Source organism: Pedobacter nutrimenti (assembly GCF_032678445.1).
Classification (GTDB): domain Bacteria; phylum Bacteroidota; class Bacteroidia; order Sphingobacteriales; family Sphingobacteriaceae; genus Pedobacter; species Pedobacter nutrimenti_A.
Genome location: NZ_JAVTSQ010000014.1, coordinates 68,733 through 88,447, shown reverse-complemented (window position 1 = coordinate 88,447; position 19,715 = coordinate 68,733). Strand labels below are relative to the sequence as shown.

The window sequence follows — 19,715 nt, the reverse complement described above, 5'->3', positions numbered from 1 at the left end:
CTTAAACAGCCCTTTCATTTATAATGAATAAAAAATTATCAATTATTACTGTTAATTATAATAATCAAACGGGTTTAGAACAAACAATCAATAGTGTTCTAAGCCAAAACAGCCTTAATGACTTTGAATTTATAATTATTGATGGCGGTAGTACAGACGGCAGCAAGGAACTGATAGAAACCCATGGCGATCGGTTGACGTATTGGGTTAGCGAACCTGACAAAGGTATTTACAATGCGATGAATAAGGCTATACGGGTTGCCAAAGGAGATTATTTATATTTTTTAAACAGCGGAGACCTGCTATACGATCAAACCATCATCCAAAAAATAGAACCCTATTTAGATCAAACCTGTGGTATTTATTATGGAGATTTGATCTATCAGGAAAAAGACATCCAAGTTCCCTGGATATTTCCAGAGCAGCTCTCCTTCTCTTTTTTTCTAACAGAAAACATAAATCACCAGGCATGTTTCATAAAGAGGAGCCTCTTTGACGAACTCTTCTTTTACAATGAAGAGTATAAAATTGTTTCTGACTGGGAATTCTTAATTTATGCCATTTGCAAGAGAAACATCCCTTATAAACACATCGATATGCTGATTGCTATATATGATACAACGGGAATTTCTTCCAATGCGAATAACCGGGAAGCAATGAACCAGGATAAAAATAAAACACTTCAAAAATATTTCCCCCTGTTTGTACAAGATTATCGCAATATTGACGCTATAAAACTTAAACGAGTTCAGCAATTCCTTTTTATTAAAAAGTTCAAGCCTGCATGGCTGGCCCTGAAAGGATTTATGAACATTGTTCTTTTATTCTTACCAAAATTTAAGAAAGAGAATGCTTAACATACTATACGATCATCAGATTTTCACTATGCAGCATTATGGCGGTATCTCAAGATACTTCGCCAGTATTCAATCCGGACTGGAAAAACAGCCAGATATTCATTTTAACAATGGTGTTCTTTACAGCAAGAATTACTACATTAAGGACAACACCTACCTTCCGTCCTACCTTTCCAAAGTTTTTTTAAAGAAAGACAGATCCATACAAAAATGGAACAGGAAATATTCGGAATACCTCATCAAAAAGGATAACTATGATGTTTTTCATCCCACATACTATAATCCCTATTTCCTTAAAAGTATAAAAAAACCCTTTGTGATTACCGTTCATGATATGATTCATGAATTATTCCCGGAGATGTTTGAGCCGGGAGATGTTTTTGTAAATTACAAAAGGCGCTGCATAGAAAACGCTGCGCACATTATTGCCATATCGCAGTCGACCAAAAATGATATCATCAACATCCTGGGTGTAGATGAAAATCGTATTTCCGTAGTACATCATGGTTTTAGACCGCAGATGTCTGTCACTTCTGATCTTACAGATTCAGAAAAAAAGCAGGATTATTTATTGTTTGTTGGAGACAGAAAGGGTTATAAGAACTTTCCCAGACTAGCAACAGCCTTAACCCCTTTCCTGAAAAGAAACCCGGAGATCAAGCTTGTTTGCGCAGGGGGTGGTGCGTTTCAAAGCGCAGAGCTTGAATTGTTTATTCGTCTGGGTATCTCAGACCGTGTTCAGCAGATCAGTGCTTCTGATGAAACATTAAGCCGCTTGTATAAAAACGCAATGGCTTTTTTGTTTCCTTCCTTATATGAAGGCTTTGGTTTACCGATCCTGGAAGCTTTTCAAAATGATTGTCCGATCATTGCAAGTCAAACAGATTGCTTTAAAGAAATTGGTGAAGATGCGATTCAATATTTTAATCCTTATGAGGAGAGTTCCATTCTAAATGCACTTGAAGAAGTGGTTGAAAACAAGCAAAAAGCATTAACACTTGTGAACCGCGGAAGGCAGCAGCTTCAAAAATTCCCTATGGAGTCCTGCATAGACAAGACACTCAACATTTACAGAACCTTTGGTCAAAAAAAATAAGCTATGTCTACTTACCAAGTAAAATCGCCGGTACTCTTTCTGGTATTCAACAGACCAGACACAACCCTAAGGGTCTTTAATGAAATCAGTAAGGCTAAACCTCCAAAACTATATATCGCTGCTGATGGCCCAAGATCAGGTCGTATTGATGACGAGCGCCTTTGCAAAGAAACCATAGAAATTATAAGCAAGATCAACTGGGAATGTGAAGTAAAGACCTTATTCAGGAAAGAAAATCTTGGTTGCAAAGAAGCTATATCCTCGGGTATTCAATGGTTTTTCGATCAGGAAGAAGAGGGAATTATTCTAGAAGATGACTGTTTGCCTGCCAATAGTTTCTTTCATTACTGTGACACCCTCCTCGAAAAATATCGCTTCGATACACGCATAAGACATATTGCCGGCAGCAACCTCCAGCTCGGCAAAAAATGGGGCGAGGCTTCCGTTTACTATGCCAACCAAACCCATATTTGGGGTTGGGCAAGCTGGAGAAGAGTCTGGAAAGATTATGATAAAGATCTTAAAAAGTATGAAGAAAACGAGGTTCCCCTGCAATTAGCCAAAATCTTCTCTGATCCGTTTGTGGTAGACAGCTGGACACACATCTTTAAAGACGTTAAAGCAGGTAAAATTGACACCTGGGATTATCAGCTGGCCTTTACCAACTACTTTAACAACAGCCTTTCCGTAAACCCTAATGTAAACATGATCAGCAATATAGGTTTCCGGGAAGATGCAACCCACACGATAAATTCAGATAATCCTTATGCGAATATTCCATTAGAAGAAATTTCAGAAATTACTTATCCGAAGTATGTTCTTCCCGAAAAAATGGCTGATTACGCCATGTTTAATCGCGACTTTAACCTTGAAGAACGCTGGAAAAGACACAATTTACTAAGAAGACAATTTAAACGCTGGTTAAAGAAAAAGTTTAAAACCTCACATTAGGCTAACTTCAATTTTTTGATCAACCAGTTAATTCTTTTTGGAACAGGCCGCTTTAAAGCATCATAAATTCCACAATGGTTGCCCAAATAACTTACAAAATCAAAAGTTTTATAGATATCGCCTTTAAAAAATAGCTTAAAATATTTTTTAAAGGCCCTTCTCTCCAGCTTAGATGCACTTAGAAAGGACCTTTCCAGAACTTCCCTATGTTCAGGGAACACCTCCAGAATACTCTTACTTCCACAAACATAAGCACCATACAGCAGTCTGTTGATGTAATCAACATTCGCTCTTTTTGCTGGAATAATATGTTTAAGTTTCAATTCCGGCGCCACACCCGCAGAGCCGCCTTCTCTAAGACAATACAAAACAATTTGCACATCTTCACCACAGCTTAACAGATTGCCTCTACGCCCCGGCAATGTAAAAAAACCTTCTTCCTGCAGCTTAACATAAGCTTTCAAAAAAGAAGCTTGTACAGCCATCCCGGTTCCAAATGGATAACAGGACTGCCAGGTTCTGATATTGGAATAAGCCATATACGGTTCATGCCGTTCTTGAAATACCGATCGCCCATATTCTTCCAGAGCAGGATCAATTCCGTCAATAAAATCAACCCAGATATTTCCAGGACCCCATGCGGTCACATGACTATATTTTTTACAAAGCTTGTCCAGCTCTATTAAATAATCAACATCCGGCTCATTATCGTCATCAAAAAAAACTATATGTTTACCTTGAGCTTCATTTACCCCTCCAATACGAGCAAAGGTATGGCCCTGCTCTTTAACCAGGATTATTTTCATCCCATCTATCTTATTCAGGTAATCCTGAATATAGGGAACCGTGTTCAAAGGGACAGGACTATTATTATCCACAAGGATCATCTCTACCTTAAGACCAACCGTATTTATATTGTAAATGGCATCAAGGCATCTGCCCAGGAGGCGGGGATCAGAATTATACGCACAAATAACAATAGAATAATCAAAGCTGCTTTCCGACATTACCGTTTATTTAATTCAACAAATATACATTCCCAAAATTGATATCTTGATCAACTCAATGACATAAAGGGGTTCCTTATGCTCCAATCGGTGTAACAAAGGTATATCTATTTTAATTGTTACTTTAAATATGAAGTAACCCAGGTTTGGATAATTAAATTTGGCTTTTTCATTTTCGAACTGACCCAAAGCTTAATGAGTGCCGGAAGCCCCAATAAACCAACAACTAATAATTATAAATTCATTGACTCCATACGTTTTATTTCCATGATGTGTATTGTAATGGAACATAGTTCTCCATTACTAGGGCTTCGCTTCCCAAATTTCAAAGACCAAATGGTTCAAACGCTGGCTTTACAATTTGAGAAGTCAGGAACAATCATATTTTTTATTCTTGCAGGCTTCCTGATTGGCGATAAGTTTATGGTTTACAGCACCAAAACCTATCTTTCCAGAAGATTAAAAACCACATTCAAGCCATGGTTGTTCTGGCTCATCATATTTCTCTCTCTGCTTTGCATTGATCAATTTGTTCGCTTCTTCAAATTCGGCAATCGGGAGATGATCGATCATCCTGTACTATTTTTATTGGAGAAACTTGATTTCATCGTTACTCAGACAAGTTTTTGGTTTATCATAAACTTCATGTTCTGCATCACTTTCCTATTGCTATTCAGAAAGTATCTGTATACCATTACTTACGGTATTATCCTCGCTTTGCTCTCCTTGTTTTATTCTGTAAATCTTTATTTTGAATGGATTCCAACCACGCACACCATAGCCCTTTTTGGATTTATTTTTTATCTGTGGCTCGGTGTAATGCTGCATAAATATTTCCAATCATTTTGCAGTTGGGCAGAAAAACAATCTTTTGGACTTTCAGCTGCGGCGGTTTTAATAACCTTTGCCCTTGCCTGCATGGAAAGCTTACATCTCATCAAATTAGGCTCTATGGATGCCTTCAATACACTCCGATTAACGAATATTATCTTTTCTTTGGCCTGTTTTGTTTTCTTATTCAAATTCTGCAATTTCGACTGGATTGAAGACCTGAACCCCAGGGCAACGACCTTTGGAATTCATCTTATCCATCACATCCTGATTATTGTGGGTATACCCTTAATTTACAAACCGCTTCACATTGGATTTACAGACAAACCAGTATTATATCTGGCTGCATTCCAGTTTATCACTTTTATCATTATTTATCCAACCAGCTATCTAACAGCTTACCTGATCGGAAAGTCAAAAAACTGGAAATGGACAGTAGGACAATAATTGGAGGGTTTGGATTATAAACCGTATTTTTGCTTTAAAGCAGGAATTAAACCCAATATTCATTGAATAACCTTAATCAAAAAATAAATGTACTGGTCATAGGTGATATGATGATTGATCATTATATCTATGGCAATTGCAACAGGATCTCCCCAGAGGCACCCGTGCAAGTTGTCGAAGTACAAAAAGAAGAATACACACTGGGCGGTGCCGGAAATGTACTGAAAAACCTAATTGCTTTCGATTGTAAAGTCTCTGTGATCTCGATAACCGGAACAGATGAGCACGGACAAATGGTACTGGAACAACTGAACAGTTGCGGTGTTTCTACGACTGGAATCCTGCAAGATCCCAGCCGCTGTACCACAGTTAAATCGAGGGTTTTGGCTTCCAATCACCACCTGATCAGACTAGACAGAGAAAACCTGTCAAACATCACCGCTGACCTGGAAAAAGAACTCCTTAAGACCCTTCAGGATGAAATCGACCAATTTGATATTGTTCTGGTTTCTGACTATAACAAAGGTTTATTAACATCCGCTTTTCTAAAAGAAATCTTCCGTATCTGCAGGGAAAAAGGAATAAAGACCCTCGTAGATCCAAAAGGCACAGATTTCAGCAAATACAAAGGTGTCAATGTCATCAAACCGAATAAAAAAGAAGCAGCATTAGCCACCGGAGTTGCCATCAAAGACCAGGAAAGCCTGCAGGAGGCCTGTGCCATTTTAAAAGAATTGACGGGCTGCGATCAGGTCATCATCACCCTTTCGGAAGAAGGCATTGCTTATTATACTGAAAACAAACTCAGTTTAATCCCAACAAAAGCGCTTGGGGTGATCGATGTAACCGGAGCAGGAGATACTGTACTTGCTGCATTAGGGGTCTCCCTGGCTTCAAAGAAGTCCTTGCAGGAAGCCTGTGAATTTGCCAATCATGCCGCTGCTATCGTCGTAAGTAAAGTAGGCAGCGCCGTAGCCAGTTTTGAAGAGATAGATCAAAGGTTTCCCAAAATCTAATTTAGAGTCCATTGTATGAAAGACCATATCAAAGACCTTTTTGCCGAACATATAGAAGTAGCCAATCAATCGGCTGCGGCCAACAGCGCCTCTATTGTGAGGGCCTGCAGCATCATTACAGAATGTCTTGCACAGGGCAATAAAGTCCTGCTTTTTGGCAACGGGGGGAGCGCTTCAGATGCGCAGCACATTGCAGCAGAATTTACAGGCCGGTTTGTTAAAGAGCGCAGGTCACTACCCGCAATTGCCCTGACTACAGATACCTCTGCACTAACCGCCATTGGCAACGATTATGGTTTTGAGCGCATTTTTGAAAGACAAGTAGAAGGACTCTCCAACCCGGGAGATGTACTCATTGGAATCTCCACCAGTGGAAATAGCGCCAATGTAATCAAGGCATTGGAAAGAGGAAACCAAACGGGTTGCAAAACCATTGGCCTGACAGGACGTGACGGAGGAAAAATGAACGATTGCTGTGACCTGAATATTGTTGTTCCTTCTGATGTAACAGCAAGGATCCAGGAAATGCACATCCTGATCGGCCATATTATATGTACCGCAGTTGATGCTGCTCATTAAGTCGATATGATCAACAATCTAGAACAACTCGCCGAAGAAAAAATCTTCAGCCGGCAGAACATCCGGCAGCAAATTGAAAAGTGGAAAGCCGAAGGGCAAAAGATTGTGTTTACAAACGGAGTTTTTGATCTATTACACATTGGCCATATCAGCTACCTTCTAAAGGCCGCATCTTTTGGAAATAAGCTGATCATCGGGTTGAACGCAGATAGCTCTGTAAAACGGCTTAAAGGTGATCAGCGGCCCATCAATACAGAAAACAGCAGAGCGATCCTTCTCGCTTCGATGTTCTTTACAGATGCGATCGTTGTTTTTGACGAAGACACTCCTTTAAACCTGATTAAAGACGTTCTTCCGGATGTATTGGTCAAAGGTGCTGACTATAAGATCGAAGACATCGTGGGAGGCAAAGAAGTCCAGGAGAACGGCGGAGAAGTCATGGTGGTTGACTTTGTGGATGGGCATTCTTCTACCAGCCTGATCAATAAGATCTCGAAAAAGTAAAGATTCTTTTAACTGGTTGTAATGATATTTCGTGAACTGATTCAAATTAAAAAGAGCAGGCGACCTATATTTGGCTCCCTGCTCTTTTAATTTAAAGATTTTTAGTACTTCAATTTCCTTAGTTTGGAGAATTAAAAGCATAAAACTTAATACCATTCTCAACCCACCCATTAGCAAGAGGGTTATAAGTGATATCATAGAACAACCCATGTGAATAATATGAAGGGTTATAAAACTGATGAATAGGGACAGTTCCGGTAAATTGAGTTTTATATGCATAAAAATCTGGCTGACCCGTTGTCGCCCATATATCCAAGTTTACAGTATTATCTGTAGTTAAACAATATATAGCCCTTACACGATCTTGCATAATATATACGGGAACAGATCCTGCAACTTGTGAGCCATAAACATATATTGGATCATTAACTATACGAATCCAACCCGCATGTTCATTTGCATAGTTACTGTTTATAGTATATCTATGACCGAATTGCTTAGAATAAAAGTCATACAGTAATCTTTTAGCTCCCGAACAGTCTCTGGTATAATAATCTCCATTAATTAAAGTATTATAAATCCCATGATTCTTAGCATTACGCAACCTATATGCAATTATTGCTCCCCTAGAATCTGGCGTCAGGTTTCCACTTTTTGTTACATAATCATGAAAAGACTCTAACCCATTAATCGTTTCAGCTGCCAAGGAAGAAGATCCACCAATAGCAGTTCCGCTAATCGTCATTTCATCTGTCACATCTTTCGTTTCCTGGGAAATACCCCCGCCGCCTTTAACTTTCCAGAAATCAAATGTCACCGTCAATGCCTTTCTAACACGTGTAGAGTCGTACGAGCTTTCTATTAAAAGATAGGCACTTCTACCATAGTCAATACTTGATACATAAACCGGAGCAACGTCACTACTGTAGTCTATTGGTTTATTAAATAGGTTTCCATCCTGAGGAATATCTATATCAGCTGTAAAGAACTTTTGATAAATCTTAAGCAAGTAATAATTTTTATTATTGATGTTATTTTCATCATAATTCACTGTTGAACTGAAAAATTTACCTATTCCCATATTTGCACTGGCTATCATGGTAATTTCTTTTCTTGATCGAACTTTACGCACTTCAAATGTAAATGCTGCTGGCTGTTGACCAACTACAGGACCATTTATAATCTCCTGCATTGCATTTCTGTATGAGCTAAGTTCAGGAATTATAGTTTTAGAAATTGGCCCCGATGATCCATCGATGGATACAGAAAATGTAATTGGCTTACGTACATAATCACTTGAAAGTATTAACGGACTATAGGCGCCTGTCTGGATACTGTTGCCATCCAACAAAGATCCGACATACAAAATATCAGATGTTGGATCGATCACATTCAATTTATCAAAATTTTGAGATTGGGTGTGTAATACCGAGACACAGCCGGAATTGTCAGATGCTGCAGCTTTGACAGCAGCTAATTTCTTTGACCCGGATGTAGTAAGCGAAAAATTAGCCGATCCTGGTACCTTAAGATCCTTAAACTGATTACCTTCATTGGTTATCGATAAACCAAGCTCTTTAGCCTGTTGTATGTCTTGCTTCTTACATGAGAAGACAAAAACTCCAAAAATAAAAGAAAACGTTAATAATTTTTTCATAAAATATATTTTTTTTTGCAAAACTACATTTTAAATGAACTAAAAAAGCATGGGATACCAAGTTTCATATAACCCAGAGTTGTATCGAAGACTAATAATTTATTAATAAACACATTAAAATTTCATGAATAATCCTGAAAACAAAATAACAACAAAAGTTATAAAATCAACAAAATGGGCTATTGTACAAGATAATTGAGATGCTAAATACAGAGATTCTTTCAACAGCCTTCACTCACTTTCTTTAATTTATTTTTTATATTTGAAAACACACAAATAAAACAAATTAAGGCTCTATGAAAAAGTATCTGCCCCTACTGGCTGCATTCCTGCTGTGCCAATCCTGTAAAAAATCAAATGAAGATCCTCCTATTGTCAAAACACCGGAAACCATTTCCACGGAACATGAGATTTTAGTGTCGGGTCCAAATCTCCTATCAAATCACACTGGCATTCAAGGTGACGTAAACTATAATCTGCTTGGTTATGGCTATGATGTAACAGGAAAATATGCCGATACCAGCGCTGTGCGAAATTCAGTGATTGATATTGCTACTTTTGCAGTAGATAACCCCCAAAGAATAATGTCTTTTCAAGCCGTTCAATCCAGCTTTGATGTTATTAGTGCAAATAATGCAGTGGAATTGTCGCATCAATTATCTTCAAGTCTGGAAGCCACAAGCGGTTTCAATTTCTTTAAGGCAACCATTACCTCTGCCTTTCCAGATCAGGATGCCCTCTCAAAAAAATATGTATATACGTATTATTCCATAATTGCAAGGCAGAAAATGATAAGAACATTTGAGGGAGCTGATAGGCTAGGTCAGTACTCAACTCCAGCATTTAAACAGGATATTCAAGTACTAAGTGCTTCAGATTTAGTTAAAAAATATGGAACACATATACTCTCTGGGATCTATACCGGTAATAGATTCAATATTCTTTATCAGGGAGAGATGAAAAATGATAACAATCGTACTAAAGCCGCGCAAACAGGCTTTATTTTTACCCTTACAAAGGTATTTCATCTATTTTCCGGTAGCCTGGACCCTATCAATCTATCAAATCTGGAAAATCTCAAAGCGTCCAAAGTTTTCTGTGAAGTCAGGGGTGGTGATCCCAAAAGGATAAAAATAGACAAAACGACCAAAATCCCAACAATTGACATTCAGGACTGGGCTTCAAACTTCACAGAAAAACAAACCATGTTCGTTGAAATCGATCAAAAAAATGGTCTAATTCCTCTATACGAGTTCATTTCCGATCCAAGTAAACAAGCGGAAGTAAAAGATTACATCACATCTTATCTATCCAACAACCAGGTAAAACTGACCAATTAAAAGATAATTAGACAAGCCGTTTGATAGTAGAGTGGTCAAGTTTACACAAATGACCAATACGAACTTTCAGATGAAGCAAGATGGATTTAATTATCTGCTATTTTTGAATCAAGTTAACAGCAATGTGCTTTAAGTAGCACATTGCTCCTCAATAAAAAACTATTAAACTATCTATACCGAATTATATGGATCAGAAATTAACAGATCGTCTTACCATTTTTTTACTTGATTCTTCTTTAAATAGTTTTTGAAATTTGTCTTTTGACATTTCACAATAGTGTTGAGCCAATTCTCCCATTATTTCTTCAGGGATAAGTCCAACACTAGCTATGGCTCTAAGATGTACTTCGTTTTTCGCTATTATCCTTTTTTTTATTTTTTTGAATGTCCGCAGTTTCATGTTTTTAATCTTTAATTTACCGGCAAATATACCAACAAATTAAACCCAGAAAAAGTTAATCATTTCTAATAGTTAGAAAAATAATCTCAATAATTAATTATATTGTATATTATTCCACAATAATGAAATCCCCCGCAAATATTTGAGAATTTCCGGCTTTCAGTTAAACACCATCTTAGTCGTCTTTAGGAAAAGTATTAAACAATCCCTTAAGGGGTAAGATTATAAATGGGATTTTTGACTTGGTTTGCAAATTTGCTATAAAAAAAGCCGCTTAATCTCTTAAGCGGCTTTTCCATATATCAAAAGTCTATTACAACTTCCTTTTCACTTCAACCTGTTCGTAGGCTTCTACAATATCCCCAACCTCAATGTTATTGAAGTTGTGAATATTCAGACCGCACTCGTAACCTCTGCTCACCTCTTTCACATCATCTTTATAACGTTTCAGTGAAGCCAGCTCACCTGTGTAAATCACGACACCATCCCTAACAATACGGATCTTGCTGTTCCTGGTAATTGTACCATCCAACACCATACATCCTGCAATGGTACCCACTTTCGTAATTTTGAAAGTCTCTCTGATCTCCACGTTCGCAGTGATCTTCTCTTCGAATTCCGGAGCAAGCATACCTTCCATCGCCGCTTTGATCTCATTGATCGCATCGTAGATGATAGAATACAAGCGAATATCGATTTGCTCGGCCTCAGCCAACTTACGTGCACCAGATGAAGGACGTACCTGGAAACCGATAATGATCGCATCAGAAGCAGAAGCCAGTAATACATCAGACTCAGAAATCTGACCTACCGCTTTACTAATGATGTTCACCTGGATCTCCTCAGTAGACAGTTTCAATAATGAATCTGACAAGGCCTCTATAGAACCATCCACGTCACCTTTAATGATCAGGTTCAGCTCTTTAAAGTTACCAATTGCCAAACGACGGCCAATCTCATCCAGGGTAATGTGTTTCTGCGTACGCAAGCCCTGCTCACGCATCAATTGTAAACGTTTGTTTGCAATCTCTCTTGCTTCCACTTCACTCTCCAGTGCATTGAACCTGTCACCGGCAGTAGGCGCACCCTGCATACCCAATACCTGTACCGGTACTGAAGGACCTGCATTGTCCACTTTCTGTCCACGCTCGTTAAACAAAGCTTTAACACGTCCGCTATAACTACCCGCTAAAATCGGATCTCCAATTTTTAAAGTACCCGCCTGTACCAGAACTGTTGTTACGATACCACGGCCTTTATCTAAAGTAGCCTCAATTACGCTACCAGTAGCACGTTTATTAGGATTTGCTTTCAGCTCTAATAACTCGGCTTCAAGCAATACTTTTTCCAATAACAGATCAACGTTCAATCCGCTCTTACCAGAAATCTCCTGCGACTGGAATTTACCACCCCAATCCTCTACCAGGATATTCATTATAGACAATTGTTCGCGGATCTTATCCGAGTTTGCACCCGGTTTATCAATCTTTGTAAAGGCAAATACCAATGGAACACCTGCAGCCTGCGCATGATTGATCGCCTCTTTTGTTTGAGGCATCACCGCATCGTCAGCAGCAACTACAATGATCGCAATATCCGCAACCTTCGCACCACGTGCACGCATCGCCGTAAAGGCTTCGTGACCCGGTGTATCCAGGAACGTTACTTTCTTGCCAGTTGGTGTAGTTACCATATAGGCACCAATGTGCTGGGTAATACCCCCTGCCTCACCGGCAACCACATTTGCTTTACGGATATAATCCAGTAAGGAAGTCTTACCATGATCCACGTGACCCATAATGGTCACTACCGGAGCTCTTGGTTCCAAATCTTCTTCTGAATCCTCTTCTTCAATTAAAATATCACCTTCATCATCCGGTTTAACGAATTGTATCTCGTAACCAAATTCATCAGCAACAATCGTCAAAGTTTCTGCATCCAAGCGCTGGTTGATCGATACGAACATTCCAAGGCTCATACAAGTACCGATAATCTTAGTTACCGGCACATCCATCATATTGGCCAGTTCATTTGCCGTAACAAATTCTGTAACCTTTAATACTTTGGATTGCAATTCCTGCTCTAAAGCCGCCTCATCTGCAGACATGGCCACATCATCCCTTTTCTGGCGACGAAGTTTTGCACGCTGCGCAAATTTACCAGACTTACCTGCTCCGCTTAAACGGGCAAGTGTTGCCTTGATCTGATCTTGTATCTCTTTTTCCGTAGGCTCTTCTTTAGATCCGCCAGGATGTGCTCCCGGTTTGTTGTTCCTAAAATTAGGCCTGCTGGCTGCATTATTTGTGTTATTTCTAAAATCGGGTCTGTTGGTAAACGTAGGTGCACCTGCAGGCCTTGGTGGGTTCTGCTGGCCGGCCGGCGGATTGTTTCCCTGGCCTTGCGCCCCCTGGTGTTGTCCCTGGTTCGGATTTTGTCCTTGCCCCTGACCCGGATGTCCTCCCGGAGTTTTTTTACGTTTACGCTTTCTCTTCGCACTCTCACTGTCGTTAGACGACGCAATTGGCTGAGACTTACGATCTGGTGTTGTTGGCAACACAATCTTGCCAATAATATTTGGCCCGGAAAGTTTTACTGACCTGGCTTTAATAACCTCTACCTCTTCAGGCTTTTCAATTTTTGGTTCCACTGCTTCTTTTACCGGTTCCGGTTTAATTGCAGCAGGCTGCTCGGCAGGTTTTGGCTGCTCCTCTGCCTTCACTTGGGCAATGGGCTGAACCGGTTCTGCTTTAACCTCTGCAGGTTTTTCTTCTTTTATAACTTCTGCAACCTTTGGCTCTTCTTTCGGTGCTTCAGGTGCAGGTGTTTCCTTTTTTACCTCAGCAACAGGTGCCGGAGCAGGAGTTACCGGCGCAGGGCTAACAGGAGTTTCCTCTCTCTTAACCGGACGCGTTTTTGAATTCAAATCATCCAGGTTAATTTTCCCGATGATCTTAACCCCAGGCAAAGAGCTCTCTTCTGTCTTCTCAGCAGCTTTTTCTTCTACCGCTTTTACAGGAGTTTCTTCTTTAGCCACCGGGCGTTCTTCTTTCGGTTTCTCAACCGGAGGGGTATACGAATGAAGGTTCTTGATCAGAACACCTTCATTTTCGAATTCAACATTTTTCTGCGGGGCTTCTGCAGCTCTCTCCACAACTTCAGGTTCATCCCGACGAATTTTACCAATAACAATCTGATTGGCTTCTTCTTTTACGATCTTATCTCCCTGAAATTCTTTCAATAATGCATCATACATATCCCTTGAAAGTTTTGTTGTGGGTTTATTCTCGACAGAAAAGCCTTTTTTCTCCAGGAACTCAACGGCCGTAGCTATCCCTACGTTAAGTTCCTTAACTGCCTTAAATAAAATTATTGGTTTGTCGTCTGACATTGATCTCCTCTTTTTTCTTAATTCTTATACAAAAGTAACGTTTATTCTTGTTTTATTTCATGTGTATGTGATTTGTTTTTAATTTCCCACATGAACCTCAGTGCTCCTTAAGCGCACTGCAAGTTACGTTTATTCAAATTCTGATTTTAAAATACTAACAACTTCTTTAATTGTTTCTTCTTCTAAATCAGTACGTTTTACTAATTCATCTATCGAAAGTGACAATACACTCTTCGCCGTGTCACAACCGATGGCTTTTAATTCATCGATGATCCAGCTATCGATCTCATCTGAGAATTCTTCGATATCCACATCTTCATCTTCTTCACCAGCCTCACGGTAAACATCAATTTCATAACCTGTCAGTTTACCTGCAAGTTTAATGTTGTGTCCACCACGTCCGATAGCCAGGGAAACCTGATCTGGTTTCAAGTACACCGAAGCATGTTTGGTCACATCATCCAATTTAATGGAAGTGATTTTTGCCGGGCTTAATGCTCTGGTAATGTATAATGAAATATTATTGGTGAAGTTGATCACGTCAATATTTTCATTTTTCAGTTCTCTCACGATACCGTGAATACGTGAACCTTTCATACCCACACAAGCACCAACCGGATCAATTCTGTCATCATAAGATTCAACCGCTACCTTGGCACGCTCTCCCGGTTCACGAACAATTTTCTTAATGGTGATCAAACCATCAAAGATCTCAGGAACCTCAATTTCAAACAAACGTTGTAAAAATTCAGGAGCGATCCTGGAAATGATGATCTTTGGTGTACTGTTGATCATATCCACTTTAGAGATCACCGCACGAACAGTATCTCCTTTTTTGAAATAATCCGCAGGGATTTGCTCTGTTTTAGGCATCAATAATTCATTGCCTTCATCATCAAGCACCAAAGTTTCCTTTTTCCAAACCTGGTAAACCTCTCCGGTTACGATTTCACCAACGCGGTCTTTATATTTTTTAAATATTTCGTCTTTCTCCAGTTCCAGAACTTTAGAAACCAGGGTTTGACGTGCAGCTAAAATGGCTCTTCTTCCAAAGCTTTCTAAAGTGATCTGCTCAATGTAGTCGTCTCCAACTTCCATATCCGGATCGATTTGTTTAACCTCTGCCAGTTCAATTTCCAGATCGTCGTCCTCAGAAAAGCCATCTTCCATGACCTTTCTGGTGCGCCAGATCTCTAAATCCCCGTTATCAGGGTTAACAATCACATCACAATTCTCATCCGTACCATATTTTTTCCGCAACATACTACGAAACACCTCTTCCAGCACACTAATCACTGTTGGGCGGTCGATGTTCTTGAAGTCTTTAAACTCCTGGAATGAATCGATTAAATTAATATTGCTCATTTTTATTTAAATGAAATTAAAACCTTTACTTCTGTTATATTCTCCAGTCCTATAGTGTTTTCCACCAGTTGAACTTTTTTTCCTTTTTCTTTTACCTTTTCTTCAATCGTAAGACTGTTCTCTCCAACCGAAAGCAATTTACCTTCTTTCTTATCTCCTCCTGCCAGTTTTACACTCAAGTCACGGCCAATATTTTTATGATACTGCCTTGCCAGTTTCAATGCTTCGCCAACGCCGGGAGAAGATACCTCCAGGTTATATGCCTGTTCAATCGCATTTTCTTCTTCCAGATGAAAACCAACATGTCTGCTGATTGCAGCGCAATCCTGGATACTAATGCCTTCATCACCGTCAACATGAATAATAAGCTTATTGTTTGGAAGCATTTTCACCTCCACCAAAAACAATTCCGGCCTGTCCGCAATCTTTTCTTCAACCAGTTCTTTTACTCTCTTTTCAACCTGCATAACCAATTTGCTAAAATAGAAAAGAGGGGACTCCTGCCCCCTCTTACCCTTTATATCAGCGCAAAGATAAGAATATTTTTTTTATCATTATACAATAATTGATCTTATATTGAATTTTTATTGGTATTAATGCCCCCGAAAGCCTGAATTATTTTTTGCCACCACACCGCTCTACTTCCAAATGCCTGTTCATTTACACCTAAACAGTCACACTTCAGCAATCAAGCTTGTACTTTGTTTTGAATGACTGCGCCTTGAGTGCGCAATGAGTGCGCCATGAGTGCGCCTTTTTTCCGTAAAAAGGCGCACTCATGGCGCACGTACAATACAGTCACAGCGTATTTACCGGCAACGAAGACCAATCCATTACCTAGCGGCTCAGCACTTTTTGCACTGGCTTTAACTTATAAGTCATCTGGCCCTTGAGCATGGCTCCAGTATTGGCAAACTGGCTGTTTAAATAAGTAAGCACTAAATAGTCTCTTCCTTTAACAAAAGATCTTTCCGGTTTAAAAACGACTACACTGTCCTGAACAAAAATCAAGCCTTTTACAGGCTGCTCTACAACACTGGTGTCTTGCTCAGAAGGCGTTTGCAAAACAGAAAGCAGGCTATATACAAGAGAATCCTGGGCCGGACTGTTTTTTAATTGCGCTAAGCCTGCGGCACTTATCCCTGAAATCACCACCGCATTACTGTCTGAGGAAAAAGAGATCAAAACTGGCTTATTATTTGCAGTCGAACATCCAATAAACAAACAAAAAAAGCAGACCATTCCTGCTAATTGGATTATACGTATAAACATATTACTAAATTAAACATTATGAGGCTTATTATCGAAATCTTATTGATGGGGCTCGCTGTACTCATCGGGGCTTACATTGTACCGGGAGTCCATGTAGACGGCTTCGGAAGCGCTATTATTGCGGCTGTTCTGATCGCACTGGCCAATGCAACGGTTGGGCTTATTTTAAGGGTGATGACATTCCCCCTGAATTTCCTTACCCTTGGCCTGGTTTCTTTCATCATCAGCGTATTGATGATCATGCTGGTTTCTCACTTTATGAGCAGCTTCCACACCTCAGGCTTTTTTGCATCGGCAATCCTGGCCATCGTACTAGCCATTATCAAAGGAATTTTCGGCAGTTTTTCCGAGGATTAAAACAAAAAAACGCAGCGATTATGGTCGCTGCGTTTTTTGTTTTATTGATAAAGATCTATTTAAGTATATCTCTGGAAATAACTACTTTCTGGATCTCAGAAGTTCCCTCATAGATCTGGGTAATCTTTGCATCTCTCATCAGTCTTTCCACATGGTATTCTTTTACAAAACCATATCCTCCATGAATCTGCACCGCTTCTACGGTCACATCCATCGCCACTTTTGATGCATAGAGTTTAGCCATAGAACCAGCCAGTGTATAAGATTGCCCCTGGTCTTTTAACCAGGCCGCTTTATACACCAATAACCTTGCAGCCTCAATTTGTGTAGCCATATCTGCCAGTTTAAAGGCAATCGCCTGATGATCTGCAATTGGTTTTCCAAAAGCTTTACGTTCTTTTGAATAAGCCAGGGCAAGCTCATAAGCACCCGCGGCTATACCCAGTGCCTGGGCAGCAATACCGATACGGCCGCCTTCCAGGGTTTTCATTGCAAATTTAAACCCAAAGCCATCTTCACCAATCCTGTTTTCCTTAGGTACTTTTACATCATTGAACATCAATGAATGCGTATCGGACCCACGGATACCCAGTTTATTTTCCTTTGGACCAACCGTAAAGCCTTCCATTCCTTTTTCAACAATGAAAGCATTGATCCCTTTATGTTTTAATTCACGATGTGTTTGTGCAATCACCAAATAAGTAGAGGCCGTGCCACCATTGGTGATCCAGTTCTTTGTGCCGTTCAGCAAATAATGATCTCCTTTGTCCTCAGCAGTTGTTTGCTGCGATGTTGCATCAGAACCCGCTTCCGGTTCCGATAAACAGAAAGCACCGATCTCTCTTCCTGATGCCAATGGCTTTAAATATTTTTCCTTCTGATATTCCGAACCATAGGATTCCAGCCCGTAACACACCAAAGAGTTGTTTACAGAAACCACCACCGATGCAGAAGCATCAATTTTGGAAAGTTCCTCCATTACAAGAACATAAGACAAGGCATCCAATCCACTTCCTTCATATTTTTCGGACACCATCATACCCAAAAATCCCAGCTCACCTAGCTTTTTGACCTGTTCTGCCGGAAACTTCTGATGTTCGTCACGCTCAATAACCCCAGGCCTTAATTCAGTCTGCGCAAAGTCGCGCGCGGCCTGCTGGATCATTAATTGTTCTTCACTTAATTGAAATAGCATAATTTTTATATTTAGAAAAACACATTTTGCCAAATTTAGTTATTTCCAAACCAATATACTATGGCAGCATAGCATTTTATTAAATTCACAAAAATCCTGCTGTTTACTTAAGAAGATGGTTGTTGTCGTCAGGGAATACGAGTATAGGATGATATTTTTTCGCCTCTTCTACAGGAAGTGAACCATAGGACATAATGATCAGGATATCGCCAACCTGAACCTTTCTTGCCGTTGCACCGTTCAGGCAAACCGTTCCGGTACCCCGCTCTCCTTTGATCACATAGGTTTCAAAGCGCTCGCCATTGTTGTTGTTCACAATCTGAACTTTCTCATTGGCAATAATTTGTGCCGCATCCATCAGATCTTCATCAATGGTGATGCTGCCAACATAATTCAATTCTGCCTGTGTTACTTTAACACGGTGTATTTTCGATTTTAAGATCTCGATAATCATGGTACAAAGTTAGTTAAACTTAAAGGGAATTCTACAACTTGTTTTGTTAGCTGAGTAACACATTATCAATCAAACGTGTCTCACCAACCTTGGCAGCCACAAGTGCAACCAGGTTTTTTACCTGCTTATCTGACTCAGGAAGAAGGGTTTCGCCATTTGCAATGGTAAAATAGTCCAGCACGACGCCGGGTGTACTGTCGATCATCTTCTTTGCAACAGCCAGCAATTCCGCCACAGGTTCCGCGGCAAAATGTTCCTTAACATAATAAAGTGCTTTGCTTAAAACCAACGCATGCTGCCTGTCTTCTGCCGAAAGATGGATGTTCCTGGAGCTCATGGCCAGTCCGTCCCCTTCCCTGATGATCGGACAAGTGATGATCTGTACCGGAAGCTTAAAATAACGCACCATGTTTTCGATCATCAGCACCTGCTGAAAATCTTTCTGTCCAAAAAAAGCGAGATCAGGGTTTACCGCGTCAAACAACTTCTTTACAATTTGGGTAACCCCCTGGTAATGCCCCTTTCTGAATTCTCCCTCCAGCAGAAATTCTGCATTTCCAAGATCAATATGCCAGTTTTCCTTAACGGGATACATTTCCTTAACGGAGGGCATGAAGACAATATTACATCCTGCATCTTCCAGCATCTTGATGTCATGCTCCAGTGGTCGTGGATATTTTTCCAGATCTTTCGGATCGGTAAACTGTGTCGGGTTTACAAAAATGCTGCAAACCACAATGTCGGCCTGCTGCTTAGCCAGATCAATAAGGGAAACATGCCCCTTATGAAGGGCGCCCATGGTCGGAACCAGGGCTATTCTTTTCTGAGCAGTCTTTAGCGGCTCGAGCAGCGTTTTTAACGCCGCAATGGTATTTATGAGTTTCAAACCTATCTTTAGAGTTTCAGGCGCCAAAGTTGGTTATTTATCTATTCTTAACAAAACATCTTGCGTAACAACTTGATAAATATTATTATTTTGATTACCTTTGCCCCTTGATT

19 protein-coding genes are annotated in these 19,715 nt (G+C 39.9%); 9 read left to right on the top strand and 10 right to left on the bottom strand.

All coding sequences use genetic code 11. The features are described 5' to 3' along the window. Nucleotides 1-23 precede the first annotated feature (23 nt). The 3 genes from R2S08_RS23715 to R2S08_RS23705 are packed head-to-tail and all read left to right on the top strand — an operon-like array spanning nucleotide 24 to nucleotide 2,904. A complete protein-coding gene (locus tag R2S08_RS23715; protein ID WP_316837468.1) occupies nucleotides 24-857 on the top strand; it encodes a glycosyltransferase family 2 protein in 834 nt (277 codons plus the stop codon). Then, nucleotides 850-1,953, top strand: a complete 1,104-nt coding sequence (locus tag R2S08_RS23710; protein ID WP_316837467.1) for a glycosyltransferase family 1 protein — start codon at nucleotides 850-852, stop codon at nucleotides 1,951-1,953. Before R2S08_RS23715 ends, R2S08_RS23710 begins: the two co-directional genes overlap by 8 nt. 3 nt (nucleotides 1,954-1,956) lie before the next feature. After that, on the top strand, nucleotides 1,957-2,904 hold the full coding sequence (locus R2S08_RS23705; RefSeq protein ID WP_316837466.1) for a nucleotide-diphospho-sugar transferase: 948 nt from the start codon (nucleotides 1,957-1,959) through the stop codon (nucleotides 2,902-2,904). Here the strand turns inward: R2S08_RS23705 and R2S08_RS23700 are convergent. After that, nucleotides 2,901-3,911 carry a glycosyltransferase gene (locus R2S08_RS23700; RefSeq protein WP_316837465.1) on the bottom strand — a complete coding sequence of 337 codons (1,011 nt, stop codon included), beginning with the start codon at nucleotides 3,909-3,911 and terminating at the stop codon, nucleotides 2,901-2,903. The two genes, R2S08_RS23705 and R2S08_RS23700, sit on opposite strands and share 4 nt — an antisense overlap. 195 nt (nucleotides 3,912-4,106) lie before the next feature. Here R2S08_RS23700 and R2S08_RS23695 point away from each other — a divergent pair, with 195 nt between their 5' ends. From R2S08_RS23695 to rfaE2, 4 genes are all read left to right on the top strand, one after another. Further along, nucleotides 4,107-5,189, top strand: a complete 1,083-nt coding sequence (locus R2S08_RS23695; RefSeq protein ID WP_316837464.1) for an acyltransferase family protein — start codon at nucleotides 4,107-4,109, stop codon at nucleotides 5,187-5,189. 62 nt (nucleotides 5,190-5,251) lie between these two features. Further along, nucleotides 5,252-6,205, top strand: coding sequence for a D-glycero-beta-D-manno-heptose-7-phosphate kinase (rfaE1, locus tag R2S08_RS23690; RefSeq protein WP_316837463.1), 954 nt, complete (start codon nucleotides 5,252-5,254; stop codon nucleotides 6,203-6,205). A 15-nt stretch (nucleotides 6,206-6,220) separates the two neighbouring features. After that, nucleotides 6,221-6,784, top strand: coding sequence for a D-sedoheptulose 7-phosphate isomerase (gene gmhA, locus R2S08_RS23685; RefSeq protein ID WP_133783792.1), 564 nt, complete (start codon nucleotides 6,221-6,223; stop codon nucleotides 6,782-6,784). A gap of 6 nt (nucleotides 6,785-6,790) precedes the next feature. After that, nucleotides 6,791-7,288, top strand: coding sequence for a D-glycero-beta-D-manno-heptose 1-phosphate adenylyltransferase (rfaE2, locus tag R2S08_RS23680; protein WP_316837462.1), 498 nt, complete (start codon nucleotides 6,791-6,793; stop codon nucleotides 7,286-7,288). Between the two features lie 118 nt (nucleotides 7,289-7,406). On the opposite strand, the gene R2S08_RS23675 is transcribed toward rfaE2, so the two are convergent. Beyond that, a complete protein-coding gene (locus R2S08_RS23675; RefSeq protein ID WP_316837461.1) occupies nucleotides 7,407-8,945 on the bottom strand; it encodes a thiol-activated cytolysin family protein in 1,539 nt (512 codons plus the stop codon). 296 nt (nucleotides 8,946-9,241) lie between these two features. Here R2S08_RS23675 and R2S08_RS23670 point away from each other — a divergent pair, with 296 nt between their 5' ends. Next, entirely contained in the window at nucleotides 9,242-10,285 is a 1,044-nt protein-coding gene (locus R2S08_RS23670; protein ID WP_316837460.1) for an MAC/perforin domain-containing protein, read from the top strand. 190 nt (nucleotides 10,286-10,475) lie between these two features. Here the strand turns inward: R2S08_RS23670 and R2S08_RS23665 are convergent, their stop codons facing one another. The 5 genes from R2S08_RS23665 to R2S08_RS23645 all read right to left on the bottom strand — a co-directional run bounded on the left by R2S08_RS23665 (nucleotide 10,476) and on the right by R2S08_RS23645 (nucleotide 16,710). Next, nucleotides 10,476-10,685, bottom strand: a complete 210-nt coding sequence (locus tag R2S08_RS23665) for a hypothetical protein (protein WP_316837459.1) — start codon at nucleotides 10,683-10,685, stop codon at nucleotides 10,476-10,478. A gap of 313 nt (nucleotides 10,686-10,998) precedes the next feature. Further along, nucleotides 10,999-14,073, bottom strand: a complete 3,075-nt coding sequence (gene infB / locus R2S08_RS23660; protein WP_316837458.1) for a translation initiation factor IF-2 — start codon at nucleotides 14,071-14,073, stop codon at nucleotides 10,999-11,001. A gap of 129 nt (nucleotides 14,074-14,202) precedes the next feature. Continuing rightward, nucleotides 14,203-15,438 (bottom strand): transcription termination factor NusA, encoded by a 1,236-nt coding sequence (gene nusA, locus R2S08_RS23655; RefSeq protein WP_108553935.1) that lies wholly within the window; start codon nucleotides 15,436-15,438, stop codon nucleotides 14,203-14,205. 2 nt (nucleotides 15,439-15,440) lie between these two features. Then, the gene (gene rimP / locus R2S08_RS23650) at nucleotides 15,441-15,905 is read right to left on the bottom strand and encodes a ribosome assembly cofactor RimP (protein WP_133783806.1); all 465 of its coding nucleotides are present in this window, start codon (nucleotides 15,903-15,905) and stop codon (nucleotides 15,441-15,443) included. A gap of 370 nt (nucleotides 15,906-16,275) precedes the next feature. After that, nucleotides 16,276-16,710 carry a hypothetical protein gene (locus tag R2S08_RS23645; protein ID WP_316837457.1) on the bottom strand — a complete coding sequence of 145 codons (435 nt, stop codon included), beginning with the start codon at nucleotides 16,708-16,710 and terminating at the stop codon, nucleotides 16,276-16,278. A gap of 18 nt (nucleotides 16,711-16,728) precedes the next feature. Here R2S08_RS23645 and R2S08_RS23640 point away from each other — a divergent pair, with 18 nt between their 5' ends. Beyond that, nucleotides 16,729-17,067 (top strand): phage holin family protein, encoded by a 339-nt coding sequence (locus R2S08_RS23640; protein WP_316837456.1) that lies wholly within the window; start codon nucleotides 16,729-16,731, stop codon nucleotides 17,065-17,067. A gap of 55 nt (nucleotides 17,068-17,122) precedes the next feature. On the opposite strand, the gene R2S08_RS23635 is transcribed toward R2S08_RS23640, so the two are convergent. The 3 genes from R2S08_RS23635 to panC form a co-directional block, all read right to left on the bottom strand. After that, entirely contained in the window at nucleotides 17,123-18,262 is a 1,140-nt protein-coding gene (locus R2S08_RS23635) for an acyl-CoA dehydrogenase (protein ID WP_316837455.1), read from the bottom strand. Between the two features lie 103 nt (nucleotides 18,263-18,365). Continuing rightward, the gene (gene panD / locus R2S08_RS23630; protein WP_108553939.1) at nucleotides 18,366-18,716 is read right to left on the bottom strand and encodes an aspartate 1-decarboxylase; all 351 of its coding nucleotides are present in this window, start codon (nucleotides 18,714-18,716) and stop codon (nucleotides 18,366-18,368) included. A gap of 46 nt (nucleotides 18,717-18,762) precedes the next feature. After that, a complete protein-coding gene (gene panC / locus R2S08_RS23625) occupies nucleotides 18,763-19,602 on the bottom strand; it encodes a pantoate--beta-alanine ligase (protein ID WP_316837454.1) in 840 nt (279 codons plus the stop codon). Between the last annotated feature and the right edge of the window lie 113 nt (nucleotides 19,603-19,715).

Bases quoted from the DNA above. Each gene is read 5' to 3' on its own strand.
- rfaE2 (WP_316837462.1), top strand. From the start codon at position 6,791: ATGATCAACAATCTAGAACAACTCGCCGAAGAAAAAATCTTCAGCCGG.
- R2S08_RS23700 (WP_316837465.1), bottom strand. From the start codon at position 3,911: ATGTCGGAAAGCAGCTTTGATTATTCTATTGTTATTTGTGCGTATAAT.
- R2S08_RS23695 (WP_316837464.1), top strand. From the start codon at position 4,107: ATGAGTGCCGGAAGCCCCAATAAACCAACAACTAATAATTATAAATTC.
- infB (WP_316837458.1), bottom strand. From the start codon at position 14,073: ATGTCAGACGACAAACCAATAATTTTATTTAAGGCAGTTAAGGAACTT.
- panD (WP_108553939.1), bottom strand. From the start codon at position 18,716: ATGATTATCGAGATCTTAAAATCGAAAATACACCGTGTTAAAGTAACA.
- R2S08_RS23705 (WP_316837466.1), top strand. From the start codon at position 1,957: ATGTCTACTTACCAAGTAAAATCGCCGGTACTCTTTCTGGTATTCAAC.
- nusA (WP_108553935.1), bottom strand. From the start codon at position 15,438: ATGAGCAATATTAATTTAATCGATTCATTCCAGGAGTTTAAAGACTTC.
- R2S08_RS23670 (WP_316837460.1), top strand. From the start codon at position 9,242: ATGAAAAAGTATCTGCCCCTACTGGCTGCATTCCTGCTGTGCCAATCC.
- R2S08_RS23635 (WP_316837455.1), bottom strand. From the start codon at position 18,262: ATGCTATTTCAATTAAGTGAAGAACAATTAATGATCCAGCAGGCCGCG.
- R2S08_RS23715 (WP_316837468.1), top strand. From the start codon at position 24: ATGAATAAAAAATTATCAATTATTACTGTTAATTATAATAATCAAACG.
- R2S08_RS23710 (WP_316837467.1), top strand. From the start codon at position 850: ATGCTTAACATACTATACGATCATCAGATTTTCACTATGCAGCATTAT.
- rimP (WP_133783806.1), bottom strand. From the start codon at position 15,905: ATGCAGGTTGAAAAGAGAGTAAAAGAACTGGTTGAAGAAAAGATTGCG.
- R2S08_RS23645 (WP_316837457.1), bottom strand. From the start codon at position 16,710: ATGTTTATACGTATAATCCAATTAGCAGGAATGGTCTGCTTTTTTTGT.
- gmhA (WP_133783792.1), top strand. From the start codon at position 6,221: ATGAAAGACCATATCAAAGACCTTTTTGCCGAACATATAGAAGTAGCC.
- R2S08_RS23640 (WP_316837456.1), top strand. From the start codon at position 16,729: ATGAGGCTTATTATCGAAATCTTATTGATGGGGCTCGCTGTACTCATC.
- R2S08_RS23675 (WP_316837461.1), bottom strand. From the start codon at position 8,945: ATGAAAAAATTATTAACGTTTTCTTTTATTTTTGGAGTTTTTGTCTTC.
- R2S08_RS23665 (WP_316837459.1), bottom strand. From the start codon at position 10,685: ATGAAACTGCGGACATTCAAAAAAATAAAAAAAAGGATAATAGCGAAA.